This is a genomic window from Thalassoglobus polymorphus (genome assembly GCF_007744255.1).
Taxonomy (GTDB): Bacteria; Planctomycetota; Planctomycetia; order Planctomycetales; family Planctomycetaceae; genus Thalassoglobus; species Thalassoglobus polymorphus.
Map to the genome: position 1 here is coordinate 4127504 of NZ_CP036267.1, position 16984 is coordinate 4144487.

Sequence of the window (16984 nt, forward strand, 5' to 3'; positions counted from 1 at the left end):
AGGTGTGTAGTGAAGTTGTGCCGAAAAAACGCGAAGTTAGACCGTGGAGAAAAATGTCTGGCGACCATTTTTCTGAATCCTTGGTCCCTCCGGCTCACAGTTTCCCGGCGAACACATCGCGGCCTGCTGATTAGTCCGTTTTTTTCGATCATTCCGATTCTAGCATGTGCTCATTGAAATAATTCATGAAGTAGTTGACGCCCACTGCTAAAGGGTGGCTTAGGGTTGAAGAAATTCATCGTCCTAAGGGTAAGACCGAGATGCGTGAAACCACGTCTCGAATGATATTTGTCGCAGTGAGCGCCTGGCTCAGTATCTGCCTGCTTCTCGCCGGTTGGATGCCGGAACTCGATAGTACGTTCCGTCCTCTCTGGTTGATTAGCGGTCTGGTAGGACTGATCTCGTCTGTCGGCCTGTCCGAATTGATCAAAGCGGATATTCGTGCTCAAGAACGACTTCTTAGAGAATATCGACAGGCTGCGATGACGGACGGTTTGACCGGCTTGGCAAATCGTCAGGCACTCGAAAATTCTCTTAAGAACGCTCTACATGAATTCAGCCCGCAGCGGAATCCGCTCAGTCTGATCATGATTGATATCGATAACTTCAAAGCATTCAATGACCAGTGGGGACACCAGGCTGGTGACACCGCTTTGAAAACTGTCTCGAATGCTGCTGTTGAATATTTCTCCGGAAAAGGTTGCGTTGCTCGTTATGGTGGTGAAGAATTTGCCATCGCCATGCCCAGTATGTCGCTACGAGAATCCATTAAACTCGCCGAAGGTTTCCGTGAGTACGTCAGCCGGATTGGCTGCAAAATCAATGATAAGTCTTCAAGTGTCACGATCAGTGTCGGGGTCGCAGAAGCTAAAGACCGTGAAGCCCCCGATGAACTCGTCCTACGTGCAGATCAAGCCTTGTACGCAGCCAAACGCAATGGACGCAACTGCATCCATGTCAGTGAAAACAGCGATACTCAATCGGCAATTCTTGAGCAAACCCTGACTGAACTTTCACTCTCCTGAATCTGCGCCCTTCTCGACCTGTCGACGATGTGGTTCGTTTCAGCTGTCTGTGAGCCCGTCCGCAACTTTGTGGAAAGTTCACCATTCTCGATGTTCCAGAGAGCAAATTCAGTCTTCAGAAACAGTTCTCTCTTCTTGAACACCTTTCGAATTGTGTTCAGGTTCTGCCGCGTGGCGAACAGCAATTTTCAAGAGAGAAACGCGTTCGTCACGGCGATTCGGTAGAGCAGACGGGAACTCTGTAGGAAGTCACGGTCTCTCAGAATTACTCAAAGACGAAATCGTTAAAAGCTGAACTCAGCAACAACACGGCTGCCGACCGTCTTTTATTCTCGATCCGCTGTTTCTACTGGCGAAGAACTGCGATCAGATGCTACGCTCATTCAAACCTCACACCATTTTCATCAGGGTGAAAGCGAATGAACGTACGAAATTCAGCTGTTTGGGCATCGATCGTAGTGGGCCTTTTCGCCATCTTCTCAGGCAATCTTTCCGCTGCAAAGAAACCGAATATCATCTTCATTATGGCAGATGATTTAGGATACGAAGGGATTGGCTGTTTCGGCCAGGAGAAAATTAAAACTCCCAACATCGACCGCATCGCGACTGAGGGAATCAAGCTCACGCAGTGCTATGCTGGTTCACATGTTTGCCAACCTTCAAGAAGTGTGTTGATGACCGGTCTTCATACCGGCCACACTCCGGTTCGTGCCAATGACACTCAACAATATCTGCTGGCGGAGCATGTGACCGTCGCTGAAAAACTCAAATCAGCTGGATATCGAACTGGAGGTTTTGGAAAGTGGGGACTAGGGTACGAAGGGACACCGGGACATCCAAACAAGCAAGGGTTTGATAAGTTCTTTGGGCAGTACCTTCAGGTGCATGCTCACTTCTATTATCCGTTCTGGGTGTGGGAAGACGAAACGAAAGTCCAACTCAGCCAGAACAGCGAAGGGATGAACCAATATGTGAACGACGAGATTCACAATGCTGCAATGAAGTTCATTCGCAACTCTTCCGATGCTCCGTTCTTTGCGTATATCCCGTATATCATCCCGCATGTGGAACTTGTCGTCCCTGAAGATTCCGAGAAACCATATCGCGGACAGTTTCCGAAAGTCTCGATCCAGGATCGCCGCGAGAACTACCTCGGTTCAGAAGATGGACTGACGACACTCGCTGGAATGGTCTCTCGAATGGATCGAAACATCGGAGAAATCCTCGCGTATCTGGACGAAAAAAATCTCGCTGAGAACACTCTCATTATTTTCACCTCCGACAACGGAGGACAGAGTGGAGGAGCAGATGCAGGTTGGACAAAGATGACGGATTACTTCCAGATGAACGGCGACCTGCGAGGCTACAAAGGAACATTCTATGAAGGGGGGATTCGCGTCCCGATGGTTGCTCGCTGGCCAAAGAAAATTCCTGCTGGTCGCTCGAGCGATCATATCCTCGCGTTTTGGGATGTCATGCCGACACTCTGCGAAGTTGCTGCCGTTGAACCACCTGAAGAAACAGACGGCATCTCTTTCCTCCCCACGCTGACAGGCCAGGGAAAGCAAAAAGTTCACGAGGGAATGTATTGGGAGTATCGCCGAGGGAAAGGGATTGCAAGAGCGGCGAGAATGGGAGACTGGAAAGCGATTCAAGCGAAACCGGGAGGACCGATAGAATTGTACAATCTCAAAGACGACCTCAGCGAAGAGAAGAACATTGCCTCGAAACATGTTGATATCGTCGAGAAAATGACCTCTTTCATGGACGCCTCACACGTCGATCAACCACCTCATCCGGGACCGGGCGTGAAAAGTGGTGTTCGTGATTACGTCAACGGCCCCTGGATCAAGTAAACCTCTTGCGAGCATTGAATATCGCGACAAAGGCTCTGTCTTGAAGAACTCTGTTTCACTTTACCGTCGGTTCGCAACTGCAATTCGCGGAGTCCTCGAAGTTTCGAGGCAAGAGACGAGCCTGCAAATCCAATGGGTGATGGCGGGTTGTGTGGTGGTCGCTGGCTGCGTTGTCCGCCTCTCCTACTTTGAATGGGCGATTATTGTCGTTTGTATCGGAGCTGTCCTGTCAGCTGAGATCATGAACAGTGCCATAGAAGAGACTGTCGACTTGCTGTCACCGGAGAAGCAGGAAGGAGCCCGCAAAGCAAAAGATTTCGCTGCGGGGAGCGTTTTTGTGATCGCAATTTCATCTGCAGTCGTTGGTCTTTTCGTCTTTGGTCAACATCTCTGGGATTTGTAAAAATCGGAAAATCACTAGAAAGCTGGACCGCCATTGCGTCTTTGCCATCGGTTTGCAACAGTTCTAGTATACGCTTTGTTTAATCCGTCCTCGAGACGAAGCCGCCAAGGTTGCCCATGGTGGTGTGTTCATAAAAGGAAACCGTTGTGTCCAGCCCTTCTGATGGTTACCCCACAATTATGCTCTCGGGGACAGATCACGATCTCCCCGAACTGCTCGAAGGTACCTACTCTAAGTACAGCGACGAACGTCTTCTGTTCAATGGTCGCAAGGCGTATCTGGAAGCGGTCTTTGATAACGTCACTGGACGGATGGTCGCTCGCAAAGCACTTCGCCACGAGTTCCGAAACGACGCTGAAGAACGTCGACGTTTCCTGCGTGAGGCTCGCGTGACCGCGCAGCTGGCTCACCCGAATACGATTCCGGTTTATGAGATCGGTCAAACGAAAATGGGATCGTTGTACTTCACCATGAAGCTGCTGCGAGGTGAGGATCTCTATGAGACCATCAAGCGAATTTCTCAACGGGATGCCAGCGCTCTGCAATCATATCCACTCTCCGTACTCATGGACATCTTTCTTCAAGTCTGTCAGGCGCTAGGGTTTGCACATGCTCATGGAGTGATTCACCGAGATATCAAGCCCGAGAACATTTGGCTGGGCCAATTCAACGAAGTCGTCTTGTTGGACTGGGGAGTCGCGAAAGTTTGGGGCGTCGAAGATCCGCCGTGGGAACCGGAAGACTTTCAAACTGTTCGCCCGGAAGAAACCGTTGATCGCGAACAATTGCGAACGCTCACACGTTCTGGTCAATTGCCAGGGACGCCACTTTACATGTCCCCCGAACAAATTCTTGGCCACAAATCAATTGATGAACGCTCTGACATTTTCAGTCTGGGTGTGATGCTTTACGAACTCATGACCCTCAAGGAACCGTTTTACGGTGAAACAGTTCGAAAAACATTTGACCTGATTATCCACGACGATCCGATCCCACCTAAAGAACGCGCCCCGCATCGCAACATTCCCGATACATTCGAGGCAATCATCCTCAAAGCCATGGAAAAAGAGAAAAAAAATCGATACCAGTCTGTCATGGAAATGGCTCATGACATTCAAATCGCGAAAGATGCAATCATTTAGAGGCACCCAGCAATCCATTTCCAGCGCTGAGTTCCAACGCTCATCGCGCCCGCCAAAATCACTCCCATGACTCCCTAGCCTGCATGCCTACGGTATGCGATGAAACTGAACTCATGCATCAATTTCGACGATGCATGACAAGCATTGAACTATTTTACGTCAACCACCCCATTACGAACTCCACCAAAGAGGAACCTGACATTCTCCATCGAGTGCCTGCCAAAACCTCCTCGTTTTCCTTCCCTTTAGAAAGAAAGCCCACCACAAATGTCGAACGAATCTTCAGAACCCCAAACCTCGGGAACTAGTGTCGAACTTCCTGCGGAACGCCCGAGCCTTTGGGTAGATATGCGGTCGAGTGAAGATTGGTGGGCGGTGTGGTGTGCCATCATTTTATTGGCGATTTCATTCGGGGCAGTCTGGTTTTCTCAACCAGACGGTTTAGCAGAGAAATGGGCCAGCGGAGAAGAAGTTAAAGTTGTCAGTCCTCTCTCTGATTGGGTTGCAAAACCGGGGAAGTGGACAGAGAACCCGATAGATGCGCTCTCGTCAAACTTCGTCGGCATCATTGGAGCCTTCTTTTTTATTGCTGTCGTGTTTGGGTTGGCAATGAGTCTTCGTGGGAAACCGGCAGGGGATTTTCTCAGGGCATTCCCGTTTGTGTTTCTCCTTGCCACTCTCGCTTACACGATGGCTGGGCAAAGTGTCGTCAAAGCGTACAACCTGGAGTATGCCTTGTGGGCATTATTGGTCGGGCTTGTCATCAGTAATACTGTCGGGACTCCGGTCTTTCTGAAACCCGCAATCTTGACGGAGTTTTTTATCAAAACCGGACTGGTTTTGCTCGGTGCAGAAGTTTTGATGAGTCGTCTGCTGGCACTCGGATTGCCCGGGATTTTCGTTGCCTGGATCGTGACTCCGGTCGTCTTGATCTCAACCTATATTTTTGGCCAGAAGGTTTTGAAGATTCCTTCGAAGTCCCTGAACATGGTGATCTCGGCGGATATGTCGGTCTGTGGAGTCTCAGCTGCGATTGCGACGGCTGCGGCTTGTAAGGCAAAGAAAGAAGAACTCTCGTTATCCATCGGCTTATCACTCTCGTTCACTGTCATCATGATGGTGGTTTTGCCTGCGATCATTAAAGCGACGGGGATGGACCCGATCCTTGGTGGAGCATGGTTAGGCGGAACGATTGATTCAACCGGTGCGGTCGCCGCGGCTGGAGCAGTACTCGGAGACGAGGCTCTCGAAGTCGCAGCTACTGTCAAAATGATCCAGAACATTCTGATCGGCGTTACCGCCTTTTGCGTGGCGATCTACTGGGTCACTTATGTTGAACGTGATGCCTCAGCACCACGTGTCGGAGCGATGGAAATTTGGTATCGCTTCCCGAAGTTCGTCTTGGGCTTCGTGGGGATGTCGATTCTGTTTTCAATCCTTTATTCAACATTGGATGGTGGACCAGCCTTGGTCGACGCAATGATCAAAGGCTCTACGAAGACTCTGCGAGGCTGGTTCTTCTGTCTCGCTTTCGTCAGCATTGGACTGGAAACCAACTTCAGAGAACTCCTCCCACAACTCAAAGGAGGGAAGCCGCTGATCTTGTACGTTTGCGGTCAATCATTGAATTTGATTTTAACACTGTCGATGGCATGGTTGATGTTCAAAGTCGTCTTCGCTGACTCGGTGTCCCCATGATTCAACGTCAACAAGTCAAACGTCAGCTTGCGTTAGCGGTCACAACGGTTGCATTATCGAGCGTTTGGCTTCTGCTCCTTCCCGCTTACGCAAACCGGCCTGCGGTCAAAGAACATCTGCAATGGCTTGACGATAAGGGGATCGACCCCAGTGCGATGTACTACACAGAATTAGAGGTCATGGAAGAGATTCTCGCTCGTCAGAGAACCAATCAGAGCCGACGCTGATAAAATCGAGAACGAAGTCCGGTCAAAGAGAGAAATTTTTCTGATTCACGATTCTGGATTCCCAGAGCATTTCTCCTCTCCTTACGACTCTGTTTCCCGTTGGATGTCGATGGCAGCGGCGGCATTAGAACTCAGCTATTTCGTGATGATTTCGATCTTGAGTCTTTAAATTTTCCGAATCTCTGCAAGAATAGAATAGTGAGAACTCATTCGGTGAAAGATGATCGCAATCGGAGCTGTTTTCGAGAGAAACTGGTCAAAGTCAATCGCGATCGCCGTAACCTTTTTATTTCGAGCACTTTATGACGCAGCCGTTACCGCAGGTGATGTTCTCGAACTGATTCGCTCTGACAAATCATCATGTTAATTGTCATGACGAGTGAATTAGAACGAATCCAGATGGAGTGGACTTGCTGCAACCCTTTTCATTCAAATGTTTTAAAACGCCCCCACTCCCCAAAGCTACGCTGACGAACTATAATATCCTGGAAATCCGATTCGGTCCTCACAGGACCGTATAACAATAATTTGAGGTGAATCGTGCCTGTTGTCTCTCCTGAGCAAGAACAAATCGGCAAGGACAATTTCTCCGGAGCTGTCCATTCCGTCAATTCGGGTGATTTGAGTCGTCGCGACGTATTGAAAGCAATTGCTGCTGGCGGCGTCGGGACTTCGGCAGCCTTGTTTGGATACGGTGCCCTGAAAGGCGAACGTGTCAAAGTGGCGTTCATCGGAACCGGGGATGAAGGAAATATCCTTCTCAACGAACATCCTCCGGAATACATGGAAATTGTTGCCATCGCCGATTTGCGACCTTCGAACCGCGAACGCGCCTTCAAAGGTGATGGAAATGACGTCCGCCGTGGACTCGTCAAAAAGCTCGGAGCTAAAGAAGCTGCAAAAATTAAAACTTACGGCAGCCACAAAGAGCTTCTCGAACACAAAGATGAACTGGGACTCGAGGCGGTCGTCATCGCAACCCCGTTGGTGACGCATGCTCCCATTTCCATCGACTGCATGAACGCCGGCCTGCATGTGCTGACCGAAAAACTGATGGCTCGAACAGTTCCTCAGTGCAAGGAAATGATTCGAAAAGCACGCGACAAAAACCTGTTGCTGGCAGTCGGTCACCAGCGTCACTACAGCGTGCTCTACGATAATGCGAATAACCTGATTCAAAACGGCCTGTTGGGTGATATCAGACACATTCGCGCACAATGGCATCGAAACAACAGCTTCCCGCACAGCGACAGTTGGCAGAAAGGGATTCCCAGGCCAGATCAAAAAATTCCAGCCAAGGACCTCGAACAGTTTGGTTTTAACGACGTCAACCAACTGGTCAACTGGCGACTCTACGAACAGACGGGCGGCGGCCTGATGGCGGAACTTGGTTCTCACCAGATGGACGCAGCCAGTATTTTCCTTGGAAAAGTTCACCCAATCGCAGTCAGTGGATTCGGTGGAAAGAACTTCTACGGAATTCCAAACGTCGGACCTAAAGACAAGTGGGACGATGACCGGGAGATTGACGACCAGATTTTCGTGACCTTTGAATTCCCTGGTGCTCAGTACGATGCAACCGACGAAGTGAAGAAACGCGACAAGTGCATCGTCACATACTCTTCGATTAACACGAACAAATTCGAGCCGTACGGTGAACTGGTTTACGGAACTCGTGGCACGATGTTTATGAAAACCGAAAAAGAAGCGATGCTCTGGAAAGAAGATGGCCGTGGCAGTCAGGGAGGCGGCCCAGACCAACGTTTGTGGGTCATTTCCGGGTCTGAAGGGGGCGAAGGTGGTCCTGTCATGGAAGCCTACGAAACAACCTCTGGACCGAAGGTCGCTGACACTGGAGGTGCCGATTGGGCATCAAACGTCAGTCGCGGTTACCGCGAAGAAATGGAACACTTCTGTTACGCGATCCGTAATCAGGGCCCAAATTACTGGCCCGATGGAAAACCAATGGATCCGGAAAAAGGTGGACTTCGCTGTAACGGTGTCGTTGCCATGGCGGATGCGATCATGGCTTTGACAGCGAACCTCGCGATGGACCTCCAGACTCGTATCGAGTTCAAGCCAGAATGGTTCGATCCTGATAGCGACGCTGCTCCCGAACTGGAACACGGCGTGAAGGCGTAACACCACAGGGATTACAGTCTTTTCTCTTAAGAACGCATTTTCGAATTAGTGTAACGCGGCGACCTGCTCAGACAGTCGGTCGCGTCAACGGATCTCATGTATCGCCGGACATCTGCTTATGTCCGGCGATACCCTTCCGGTCGCACTCATTGCGCTGAAATTATGCGTCACACAACGTTGCCAAAAAGCAACGCCTCATGCTCAAACTGCGCAAACTGCCTGCAAGTCTCCGAGAATTCTGCGACTCCGTCAAACAGTCTCAACTGAGTCCACCTTTCTCTGGTAGGCTTTTCTGATTAGCAGGAACTGATAAGATAAGAAAACTGCGCAATTGTCTCCTTCCCAGTATCTTCTCTTCCCAGGGGAACTCCATGGACTTACGTCGAATCTTCCTTCCCGTACTCACACTCGGGGTGTTTTTTGCCTGTACTCAATTGAGTGCTCAAGAAACAAAAAAACCTTCCAAGTTCGAAGAGCTGATCAAAAAAAAGACGAAGCTGAGCGGAATGTGGACTGTGTACCACAACGATCAGCAATTACTCGTGGAGCTTTCACCGACAGCTCTGAAACAGGAGTACATCGTCCTTCCGTCGATTTTCAAAGGAATCAGCAAAGGGTCTGTACTGGGAGGGATGTCGTGGGGCTTTGGTGATGATGTCATTTATGGATTCAAGGCAACAGAAGAAAAACTTTTCATCTATCAGCGAAATGTTCGCTATACGGCAAAGGCGAATTCCCCCGAAGCATCAGCTGTCAAACTTGCTTATAGCGACAGCATTCTGCATGCGCTACCTGTGTTGACGAAATCACCTTCGGGAGGAATCCTGGTCGACATGACGCGAGTCTTCATGAATGATGATCAGGAGGTCGGCCGCTCAATTGGATCAGGTTTCCGATTGATGACAGATCGCTCGACGTTCTCGAAGATCAAGCAGTTTCCCAAAAACCTGGAGTTGCAACTGAACGCCGTTTACGCGGGAACCGGTTCCATTGATACGGTCCCAAACACCAAAGGCGTTCAGGTCGGTGTCCACTTCAGCATTAGTGTTCTGCCTCCGGTCGGCTCGAATGGCTACAAACCGCGAGTCGCCGATGATCGCGTCGGTTACTTCCTGACAGCTATCAAAGACTTCTCTGACAAAGACGATCCCGAGCACTTCAAACGCTATATTAACCGCTGGGATCTCCAGAAACTCGATTCATCAATTGATCTCTCCCCACCGAAAAAGCCCATTCGCTTCTACATGGAGAACACCGTTCCTGTCTACCTGCGACCAACTGTCGAAGCAGGAATTCTGGAATGGAATAAGGCATTCGAGAAGTTGGGCTACGCTGGGGCCATTCGTGTTGACCAACAACCGGTCGATCCAAATTTTGATCCGGAAAGTATTGAATACAATACCTTTCGCTGGATCACCGCAGAGGCTGGGTTTGCAATGGGACCATCGCGTGTCGATCCACGCACGGGGCAGATCCTCGATGCCGACATCATCTTCGACGCCAGTTTCTTGAACAGTTGGAATCACCGTTGGGAAATCTTCCGCCCCGAAGAGACCGCAATGTTTTCAGGACTTCACGTCCCGAAAGATCACAGCTCGAATTCCCTGGAGCATGAGCATGGCCCGTTCTGCCAGATCGGACATGCAAAGCAGTATCAAACTGCTTTTGCAGCTGCTGTTTTCCTGGCAAATGGAGCAGCCAAAACCGAAGCCCTTCCTGAAGAGTTTGTCCATCAAGGTCTGAAGGAAGTTGTCATGCACGAAGTAGGCCACACTCTCGGATTGCGTCACAACTTCAAGGCAAGCACCTGGAAGACTCTTGAGGAAATTGCCGACCCAGAAGCAGACATCAACGTCGCCACCGTCGCCAGCGTCATGGATTATTCACCGGCGAATGTTGTCGTAGACAAAAAAGAGCAGGGGATTTACTACTCTCAAACAATCGGGCCTTATGACTACTGGGCAATTGAATATGGCTACAAGCCGATCAAATCCAATGAAGCAAAAGAGTTAAAGGAGATCGCCTCTCGCTCCGGCGAACCAGCTCTGAATTATTCAACAGACGAAGACACACGCAGCTTCGACCCGGATCCAACGTCAAACCGTTTTGACCTTGGTCAGGACCCGTTGGTTTATGCTCGTCGACAGATGAAGCAGTCTATGGAACTGATTCCAAAAGTCGTTGAGAACACCGTACACGAAGGCGATGGTTATCAACGTGCCCGACAAGCCTTCGTGTTGCTCTTCAACGAATACTGGCGAGCAACCACATTCGCCGCTCGTTATCCCGGTGGGCTGTACGTGAATCGAGACCACAAAGGTGACAAAGATGCACGGCCTCCATTTGTCGTTGTCCCTGCCGAGAAGCAGCGCGAAGCCATGAAGTTGCTTGCCGAATCTGCATTTGCTCCACCAGAAATTAACGGGGAACTCCTGAATTCTCTGTCCGTCTCACGATGGAATCATTGGGGAGTCGCAAGTGTGAGCCGGTTGGATTACCCAATCCACGATGACATGCTTTCCATGCAGGACATGATTTTGGGAAGAGTTCTGAGCTCGTTAAAACTCGACCGAATTCTCGATAACGAATTCAAAACGGACGAGGACGACGCCTACACACTCGCAGAGCACTTAAGGCTGATTGTCGACAGTGTATTTGCTGAGCTGAACCAAAAGAAAGAGGCTGAATACACGGTCAAAGAACCGATGATTTCCAGCTTCCGGCGGAACCTGCAACGCTCTGCCCTGAACCGCCTTGGAAATATCGTTTCAAGAGGATCGGGAGCCCCTTCTGATGCGAGAACATTGACTCGAATGCACCTGATCGATTTGAAAAAGAAATCAACAAACGTGTTGAAAAACAAAAAGATCAAGCTCGACGATTACTCGAAAGCTCACCTGCAAGATCTGATTGCTGTGATAGATCGAGTCCTCACCGCAGAACTGAGCCTGCCCAGCGTTTATTGATGAGCGTTCACACGCAGCAGCAGCAGCAGCAAACATGTATTACTGCTGCTGCTGTCATCGCTATGTGAATGTGACATCTCCTTCGGAAACGCCAAGGCGACGACAAGGCTAAAGCAGTTTGCTCGACCGTGTGCCCGTGGAGAACGCGTTTCTCTAGTAAAGATGCTGTTCGCCACGAGGCAGATCCTGAACATCGACAGGCAAAAAGTTGAAGGTGGAGTTCATGGCTGACAGTTGTTAGCCATGGATCACCACTCATAAAAAGCGATCTCTTCGTGAAATTGGGCCATCGAGCGGAACATTCTTTCGACCGCTTCAATCCTGACCACCGAGCAGTTCAAGAATTCATCTGAACTTACAGCTCGGGGCGAGCAGTCTATGCAGTCATGAAAGTGACATCCCCGGCACGACAATCGTAAAAAATGCTCTGAATTGTCGATTTCCATGAAATCTTCCAGCAGGTTGGACGCGCTGTGTCCTACCTGGAGTGATCCATCTATTAGTATTCACTTCATAGTGACGACGATCAAAGCCAGGAGGGGGTGTCGAGAGAAGGAGTTGCGAATAATGTACGAGCAGGACGAAATGATGTGAATAGGGCTCAGTCAGTCAATCTCTCCTCCCACGTTCGCCCATGGTTACTACTGAAGAACTTGTGTGGTCCCTCTCCTGGATGGACACTGAGTGAACTTTCAGAGGAACTCGGTGTCAGTCAAAAAACAGTTCGCCGGGATCTTGCACAACTGCAAAAATCCGGTTTTCCCATTCAGCAGACTGTCGGGACTCATGGACGCAAAACGTGGACCTGTCACAGTGACCAGATGCTTTCCAAACTCAACTTGACGTTTGAAGAAGCGGCAGCACTTTACCTTGGTCGACAGTTTTTAGAACCGATGGCAGGCACGGTTTTCTTCAAGGCTGCACATACTGCATTTCGAAAGATCCGCACCGCACTCACGAAGGAGACTCGGCAGTACCTGGAACAATTCTCCTCCATGTTCCATCAAACCCGATTAGGGTCGAGCGACTATCGTGAACGTGGCGAAATCATCGATACACTGATGATCGCCATTGAGGATCAGCAGGTGACTCGCCTCTTGTACTTTTCAATGAATTCCAAGACCCCGAAAGAGGTGGTCCTGCACCCATATGGGCTGGCCTACCATCGAAGCTCGCTCTATCTCGTCGCGTTCGTTCTAAAATATCACGAAATCCGCCATTACAAAATTGCTCGCATTCACGACATCGAAATGTCTTCGGAGCAATTCGACAAGCCGGATGAGTTCACTCTTCACGAGCACCTGAGAACCGCATTCGGCGTCTATCAGGGGAGCGAAAAGCAGTACCACATCTCTGTCCGGTTTTCTGCGGAAGTCGCCCGTTACGTTCAGGAACATCACTGGCATGAAACTCAGACTCTCACGCCACAACCTGATGGAACCCTCCTCTTGGAGTTGCAGCTCTCCGCATTGGAAGAATTCAAATCCTGGATTCTCAGCTTCGGAGCCGAGGCGACTGTCGAGGAACCAGTAGAACTACGTCAAATGGTTCTCCAGGACCTTCAAAACTCGCTGAAAAAGTATGCGGCACATGCGACGCCCAAACAAGGTGGCAACACGAATTAAAAGCGAATGAAATCCTTTCTGGGAATTCTGTGGCCCCTGATGAGATAAAAGCAGCTTGGGCCCAAAAGTCTCGCCCCACAATCTTCATCCACTGGATCAGCATTTTTTTGCGGGCGGAATATCGTTTTATTTTTACAGTATCGCTTCTAAAACAGGAGAAACGGATGGGCCAGCACTTCAGAGTTCGTCGCTGGTACGACAACGAGGACGCGCGTCAGGACGCATTCTTAGAGGCCTTTGGTCAGACCGGCATCGAGAATTTGGAGTCGGTCATTACCTATCGTTCAAAGTGGCGTCTTATTGACGCACAGCGCCGACATGAACGTGAAGTTGACCCAGTCCGCCGATACGATTTATGGGCTCGTCGGGATCGAATGCAGGAAATGGACCCGGCTCTGCACAGCGCGAGGAATGAGACGTCATCAATCATCAGCCAAGTCGTCACCAGTCTGCCGTTGACGCAGCAGCGAGTTGTCAGGCTCCACTACTGGGCAGACCTCTCTCCCCAAGAGATCGCCAAGCAACTCTCAATCACGCCCCAGGCAGTCAGGCAATGTCTGCGTCGTGCGTGCCAAGGTCTGCAGGCAAACACACTGGTTCGCTCACTCCAAGGGTGACAAACAATTCGCAAGAACAGGATCAACCACAGGCCAAAGCGTGCACTTCAAAATACAGGTCCGGAAGATGCTCTGAGCGATGGCTATTGCTGTCCTACTTATAAGTTTTGAACTCCCCAGCCTTGTAACGGGCCCAGTATTCCATGAGGTCTTTGCGGACTTTGGGCGAGAGGAGAACGACGCCGAGAATGTTCGGGAAGGCCATCCCGAGGATCATCATGTCAGAGAAATCGAGGACACTTCCCAGATTTACAATTGTTCCTATGAAGACTGCGATGACTGCCAGAATTTTGTACAGGAATGTGCTGCGTGCTCCGAAGAGAGTTTCCCAGGCTTTTTCTCCGTAGTAACTCCACGAGATGATTGTTGAGTAGGCAAAGAGTGTGACTGCAATACTGAGAAGGATTGGGAACCATGAAATTTCTTCCTGGAAGGCTCTGGAAGTGAGCGCGGCACCTTCTAATCCTTGCTCGACAATCCATTCATTATTGTCCCAGGCCCCGGTGATCAGAATGACTAGAGCAGTCATCGAGCAGACGACGATGGTATCGATGAATGGCCCCAGCAAGGCGACACAACCTTCGCGAATCGGTTCTTCCGTTCTCGCGGCACTATGAGCGATTGCAGCACTTCCGGCCCCAGCTTCATTACTGAATGCCGCTCGTTGCACACCAACCACGAGAACACCGACGATCCCTCCACCCATCGCAGATCCGGTGAAGGCTTCCGTGAAAATTTGTGCGACCAAGGAAGGGACCTGAGAAATGTGAGTGAGGATAATGTACAGGCAGGCGAGAGAGTACATGATGCACATCGACGGGACAATTTTTGAGGCTGCTGCTCCGATGCGTTTGATTCCCCCGATAATCACTGCACCAACCAAAGCGGCCAGGATAATTCCATAAATGATTTTGAAACGCTTTTCGAAGGCTGAGATGTCTGTGACGAGGGTCTCTTTCTTCTTCTGCAACGTGAGCATTTCGTCGATGTTCTCGACTTTGGCGGCGTCTTTGATTTCATCATTCAGGTCGGACACTTGCTGAAGCCGTCCTTGTTGGAACATTTGCAGCATGGCTGAACCGGACTGATTCGCCTGAAGCATATTTCCGCCGCCGAAACTTGCCAGGACACACATCACAGCAAAAACAATTGAGAGCACGCCACCGAGCAACCCGAGTTTCATTTCAGCCAAGCCGACCTTGAGGTACCGCATGGGACCTCCGAGAACGGTTCCGTCCGGTTTGACGTAGCGATACTTTTGCCCAAGCGTACATTCTGTAAACTTGCTGCACATTCCAAGGAAGCCAGACAACAGCATCCAGAAGAACGCCCCCGGCCCTCCCAATGTCATGGCGATGGTGACACCGGCGATATTTCCCAGACCAATCGTTGCGGAGAGTGCCGACGCCAGTGCCTGGAAGTGTGTCACTTCTCCAGTCTCTTTCGGGTTGTCGTACTTCCCTCGCACGATATTGAGAGCATGCCGGAAACCCCAGAAGTTGAAGCCTCTCATAAACAGAGTGAAGAACAGTCCCCCCAATGCGAGCCAGCCAACCACAATTGGAATCCCGCCGACCGGTTCTGAAAGCAAGTACGCTGGCTGGCCCTCTTTTGGTTTCGAAGTCGTTTTCAGAAACCCCTGTCTGTCCCAGTCATCCACTGTTGACTGAGAGACCGTCAATTCGCCCGGCAAGTTCCGCTTCTTTTGAAGTATTCGATACTCACCGATGCTGGACTTCCAAGCAAACTTGTCGCCGTACTTCACTGTGCCATCGGGTGAATCGAGTTTGACGGTGACGTACTCAACCGGCTTCCCGTTGATCGTTCCCAGTTGATACGGCTTGACTTGACCGTCGACAAGTTTCCCTTGAGCAGCCAGCACCTGAACCTGTTCATCAGTCAACACAGCCGGCTGTCCCGGGTCGTCCGAAACAATATTCACGAAATTCGCATCGCTGCCACGTTCCCGTTGATAGACTGAATTTCTCTCGAAGACAATGTACTCTCGTTCAGAGCGTCCCACGCGGTAGAACAGCACCATCTCCATCAGGGAAACGGCTTCCTTAAATACGGCGTCGACTTTTTGATACGGGTTGAGAACCGGGGCATCTTCCTGAACAACTGGAAGAGTCGCTGTTGAGTCCGATTGAGTTCCAGGAGGTGATGCCTCTTGAGAAAAGCCAGGTTGCTCAATACAGACTGTCAGCAACAACAGAACAACAATTCGAAGGCAAGGATGAAAAGCCATTGGTGGCAGAGACTCGCTGAGAGGATCAATTGGGAAGGAGCAGCCAATTTTGATTCAGCTGCAACGAATGCGATGAGTTTAGGGGGAGTGTCCTATTGAACTCAATGCAAATCCAATCAGGGAATGAGCTTATTTCAGACGACACCTTAAAAAACGCGAAAAGTTGTTGCCCGAATGCGTTAAGCTGGAGATTGGGACTGTCCGTCCCGCTACACTTCTACTGAAGAGAATCTTAAGAACTTTCGCGTGTGACCGATTCGAGTTTTGACTCGTGTGCTTCAGAAGTTAAAATCAACAGTCCTGAAATTTGTGGATTGGTCACAATTCTCACTACTGTTGAGAGCAAATTCAGGTTTTCGGACCAGTTCCAAACCATCAAAAAACAACAATCAGAAACACGTTTCAACTTAAATCTGCCGCAGGCGAACTTCAGGACATATGAGTGCATTCAGTTCAAAAAAAACGAACTACCTCAAGCGATTTCGAATGGAAGTCGACTTAAGGAACGCTGCGCTTCCAGTCCCAAAATTGCCAGAGGGCTACACCTTTCAGCCTTGGCATCCTGCCACACTTCCTGACCATGCATTTGCGAAGTTTGAAAGTTTTCAGGCAGAAATGGACAGCCAGATTTTCCCGGCACTTCGGTCATTCATCGGATGCCGAGAATTGATGCAATCCATTGTGTCGCATCCGGGATTTATTCCAGAGGCAACCTGGTTGATCCAACACGAAGGAAACGACTTCCACTCCGCAACCTCTTGCGCAACGATTCAAGGGCTCTCCGCCAGCTTAAGCGTGGGGGCGATTCAGAACATCGGGGTGATCCCCGATTATCGAGGGTTCGGGTTGGGTCGCGCGTTGCTCCTGAAGAACCTGCACGGATTCCGAGCCTGCGGATTTGTACGCGTTTACCTGGACGTGAGTGCAAACAACACGGCAGCAATTTCGCTCTACCGTTCAATCGGATTTCAGCACATCAAAACCAGCTACCGAGAAGTGCTGACAGAACCACCGGCGACGGAATAAATAAAAAGA

12 protein-coding genes are annotated in these 16984 nt (G+C 50.1%); 11 read left to right on the forward strand and 1 reads right to left on the reverse strand.

The window, feature by feature from the left end:
- Nucleotides 1-260: 260 nt before the first annotated feature.
- The 10 genes from Mal48_RS14725 to Mal48_RS14770 all read left to right on the forward strand — a co-directional run bounded on the left by Mal48_RS14725 (nucleotide 261) and on the right by Mal48_RS14770 (nucleotide 13701).
- Nucleotides 261-1025 carry a GGDEF domain-containing protein gene (locus Mal48_RS14725; RefSeq protein WP_145200976.1) on the forward strand — a complete coding sequence of 255 codons (765 nt, stop codon included), beginning with the start codon at nucleotides 261-263 and terminating at the stop codon, nucleotides 1023-1025.
- 419 nt (nucleotides 1026-1444) lie between these two features.
- The gene (locus tag Mal48_RS14730; RefSeq protein WP_145200979.1) at nucleotides 1445-2881 is read left to right on the forward strand and encodes an arylsulfatase; all 1437 of its coding nucleotides are present in this window, start codon (nucleotides 1445-1447) and stop codon (nucleotides 2879-2881) included.
- Between the two features lie 40 nt (nucleotides 2882-2921).
- The gene (locus Mal48_RS14735) at nucleotides 2922-3284 is read left to right on the forward strand and encodes a diacylglycerol kinase family protein (RefSeq protein ID WP_197441722.1); all 363 of its coding nucleotides are present in this window, start codon (nucleotides 2922-2924) and stop codon (nucleotides 3282-3284) included.
- 146 nt (nucleotides 3285-3430) lie between these two features.
- Nucleotides 3431-4426: a serine/threonine protein kinase gene (locus Mal48_RS14740; protein ID WP_197441723.1), complete on the forward strand. Its 996-nt coding sequence runs from the start codon at nucleotides 3431-3433 to the stop codon at nucleotides 4424-4426.
- 267 nt (nucleotides 4427-4693) lie between these two features.
- Complete coding sequence (locus Mal48_RS14745; protein ID WP_145200984.1) at nucleotides 4694-6124, forward strand: YeiH family protein; 1431 nt, start codon at nucleotides 4694-4696, stop codon at nucleotides 6122-6124.
- The gene (locus Mal48_RS14750; RefSeq protein WP_145200987.1) at nucleotides 6121-6351 is read left to right on the forward strand and encodes a hypothetical protein; all 231 of its coding nucleotides are present in this window, start codon (nucleotides 6121-6123) and stop codon (nucleotides 6349-6351) included. Before Mal48_RS14745 ends, Mal48_RS14750 begins: the two co-directional genes overlap by 4 nt.
- Before the next feature lie 540 nt (nucleotides 6352-6891).
- On the forward strand, nucleotides 6892-8493 hold the full coding sequence (locus Mal48_RS14755) for a Gfo/Idh/MocA family protein (RefSeq protein ID WP_145200990.1): 1602 nt from the start codon (nucleotides 6892-6894) through the stop codon (nucleotides 8491-8493).
- A 371-nt stretch (nucleotides 8494-8864) separates the two neighbouring features.
- Nucleotides 8865-11459 (forward strand): zinc-dependent metalloprotease, encoded by a 2595-nt coding sequence (locus tag Mal48_RS14760; RefSeq protein WP_145200993.1) that lies wholly within the window; start codon nucleotides 8865-8867, stop codon nucleotides 11457-11459.
- A gap of 590 nt (nucleotides 11460-12049) precedes the next feature.
- A complete protein-coding gene (locus Mal48_RS14765) occupies nucleotides 12050-13084 on the forward strand; it encodes a helix-turn-helix transcriptional regulator (protein WP_197441724.1) in 1035 nt (344 codons plus the stop codon).
- A gap of 164 nt (nucleotides 13085-13248) precedes the next feature.
- The gene (locus Mal48_RS14770) at nucleotides 13249-13701 is read left to right on the forward strand and encodes a sigma-70 family RNA polymerase sigma factor (RefSeq protein WP_145200999.1); all 453 of its coding nucleotides are present in this window, start codon (nucleotides 13249-13251) and stop codon (nucleotides 13699-13701) included.
- Between the two features lie 94 nt (nucleotides 13702-13795).
- Here the strand turns inward: Mal48_RS14770 and Mal48_RS14775 are convergent, their stop codons facing one another.
- Nucleotides 13796-15949, reverse strand: coding sequence for an alanine/glycine:cation symporter family protein (locus tag Mal48_RS14775; RefSeq protein WP_145201003.1), 2154 nt, complete (start codon nucleotides 15947-15949; stop codon nucleotides 13796-13798).
- A 438-nt stretch (nucleotides 15950-16387) separates the two neighbouring features.
- Between Mal48_RS14775 and Mal48_RS14780 the strand changes: the two genes are divergently transcribed.
- Nucleotides 16388-16975 carry a GNAT family N-acetyltransferase gene (locus Mal48_RS14780; RefSeq protein WP_145201006.1) on the forward strand — a complete coding sequence of 196 codons (588 nt, stop codon included), beginning with the start codon at nucleotides 16388-16390 and terminating at the stop codon, nucleotides 16973-16975.
- Nucleotides 16976-16984: the final 9 nt, after the last annotated feature.

Coding starts and splice junctions, on each gene's coding strand:
- Mal48_RS14725 (WP_145200976.1), top strand. CDS start 261: ATGCGTGAAACCACGTCTCGAATGATATTTGTCGCAGTGAGCGCCTGG.
- Mal48_RS14730 (WP_145200979.1), top strand. CDS start 1,445: ATGAACGTACGAAATTCAGCTGTTTGGGCATCGATCGTAGTGGGCCTT.
- Mal48_RS14745 (WP_145200984.1), top strand. CDS start 4,694: ATGTCGAACGAATCTTCAGAACCCCAAACCTCGGGAACTAGTGTCGAA.
- Mal48_RS14750 (WP_145200987.1), top strand. CDS start 6,121: ATGATTCAACGTCAACAAGTCAAACGTCAGCTTGCGTTAGCGGTCACA.
- Mal48_RS14760 (WP_145200993.1), top strand. CDS start 8,865: ATGGACTTACGTCGAATCTTCCTTCCCGTACTCACACTCGGGGTGTTT.
- Mal48_RS14770 (WP_145200999.1), top strand. CDS start 13,249: ATGGGCCAGCACTTCAGAGTTCGTCGCTGGTACGACAACGAGGACGCG.
- Mal48_RS14775 (WP_145201003.1), bottom strand. CDS start 15,949: ATGGCTTTTCATCCTTGCCTTCGAATTGTTGTTCTGTTGTTGCTGACA.
- Mal48_RS14780 (WP_145201006.1), top strand. CDS start 16,388: ATGAGTGCATTCAGTTCAAAAAAAACGAACTACCTCAAGCGATTTCGA.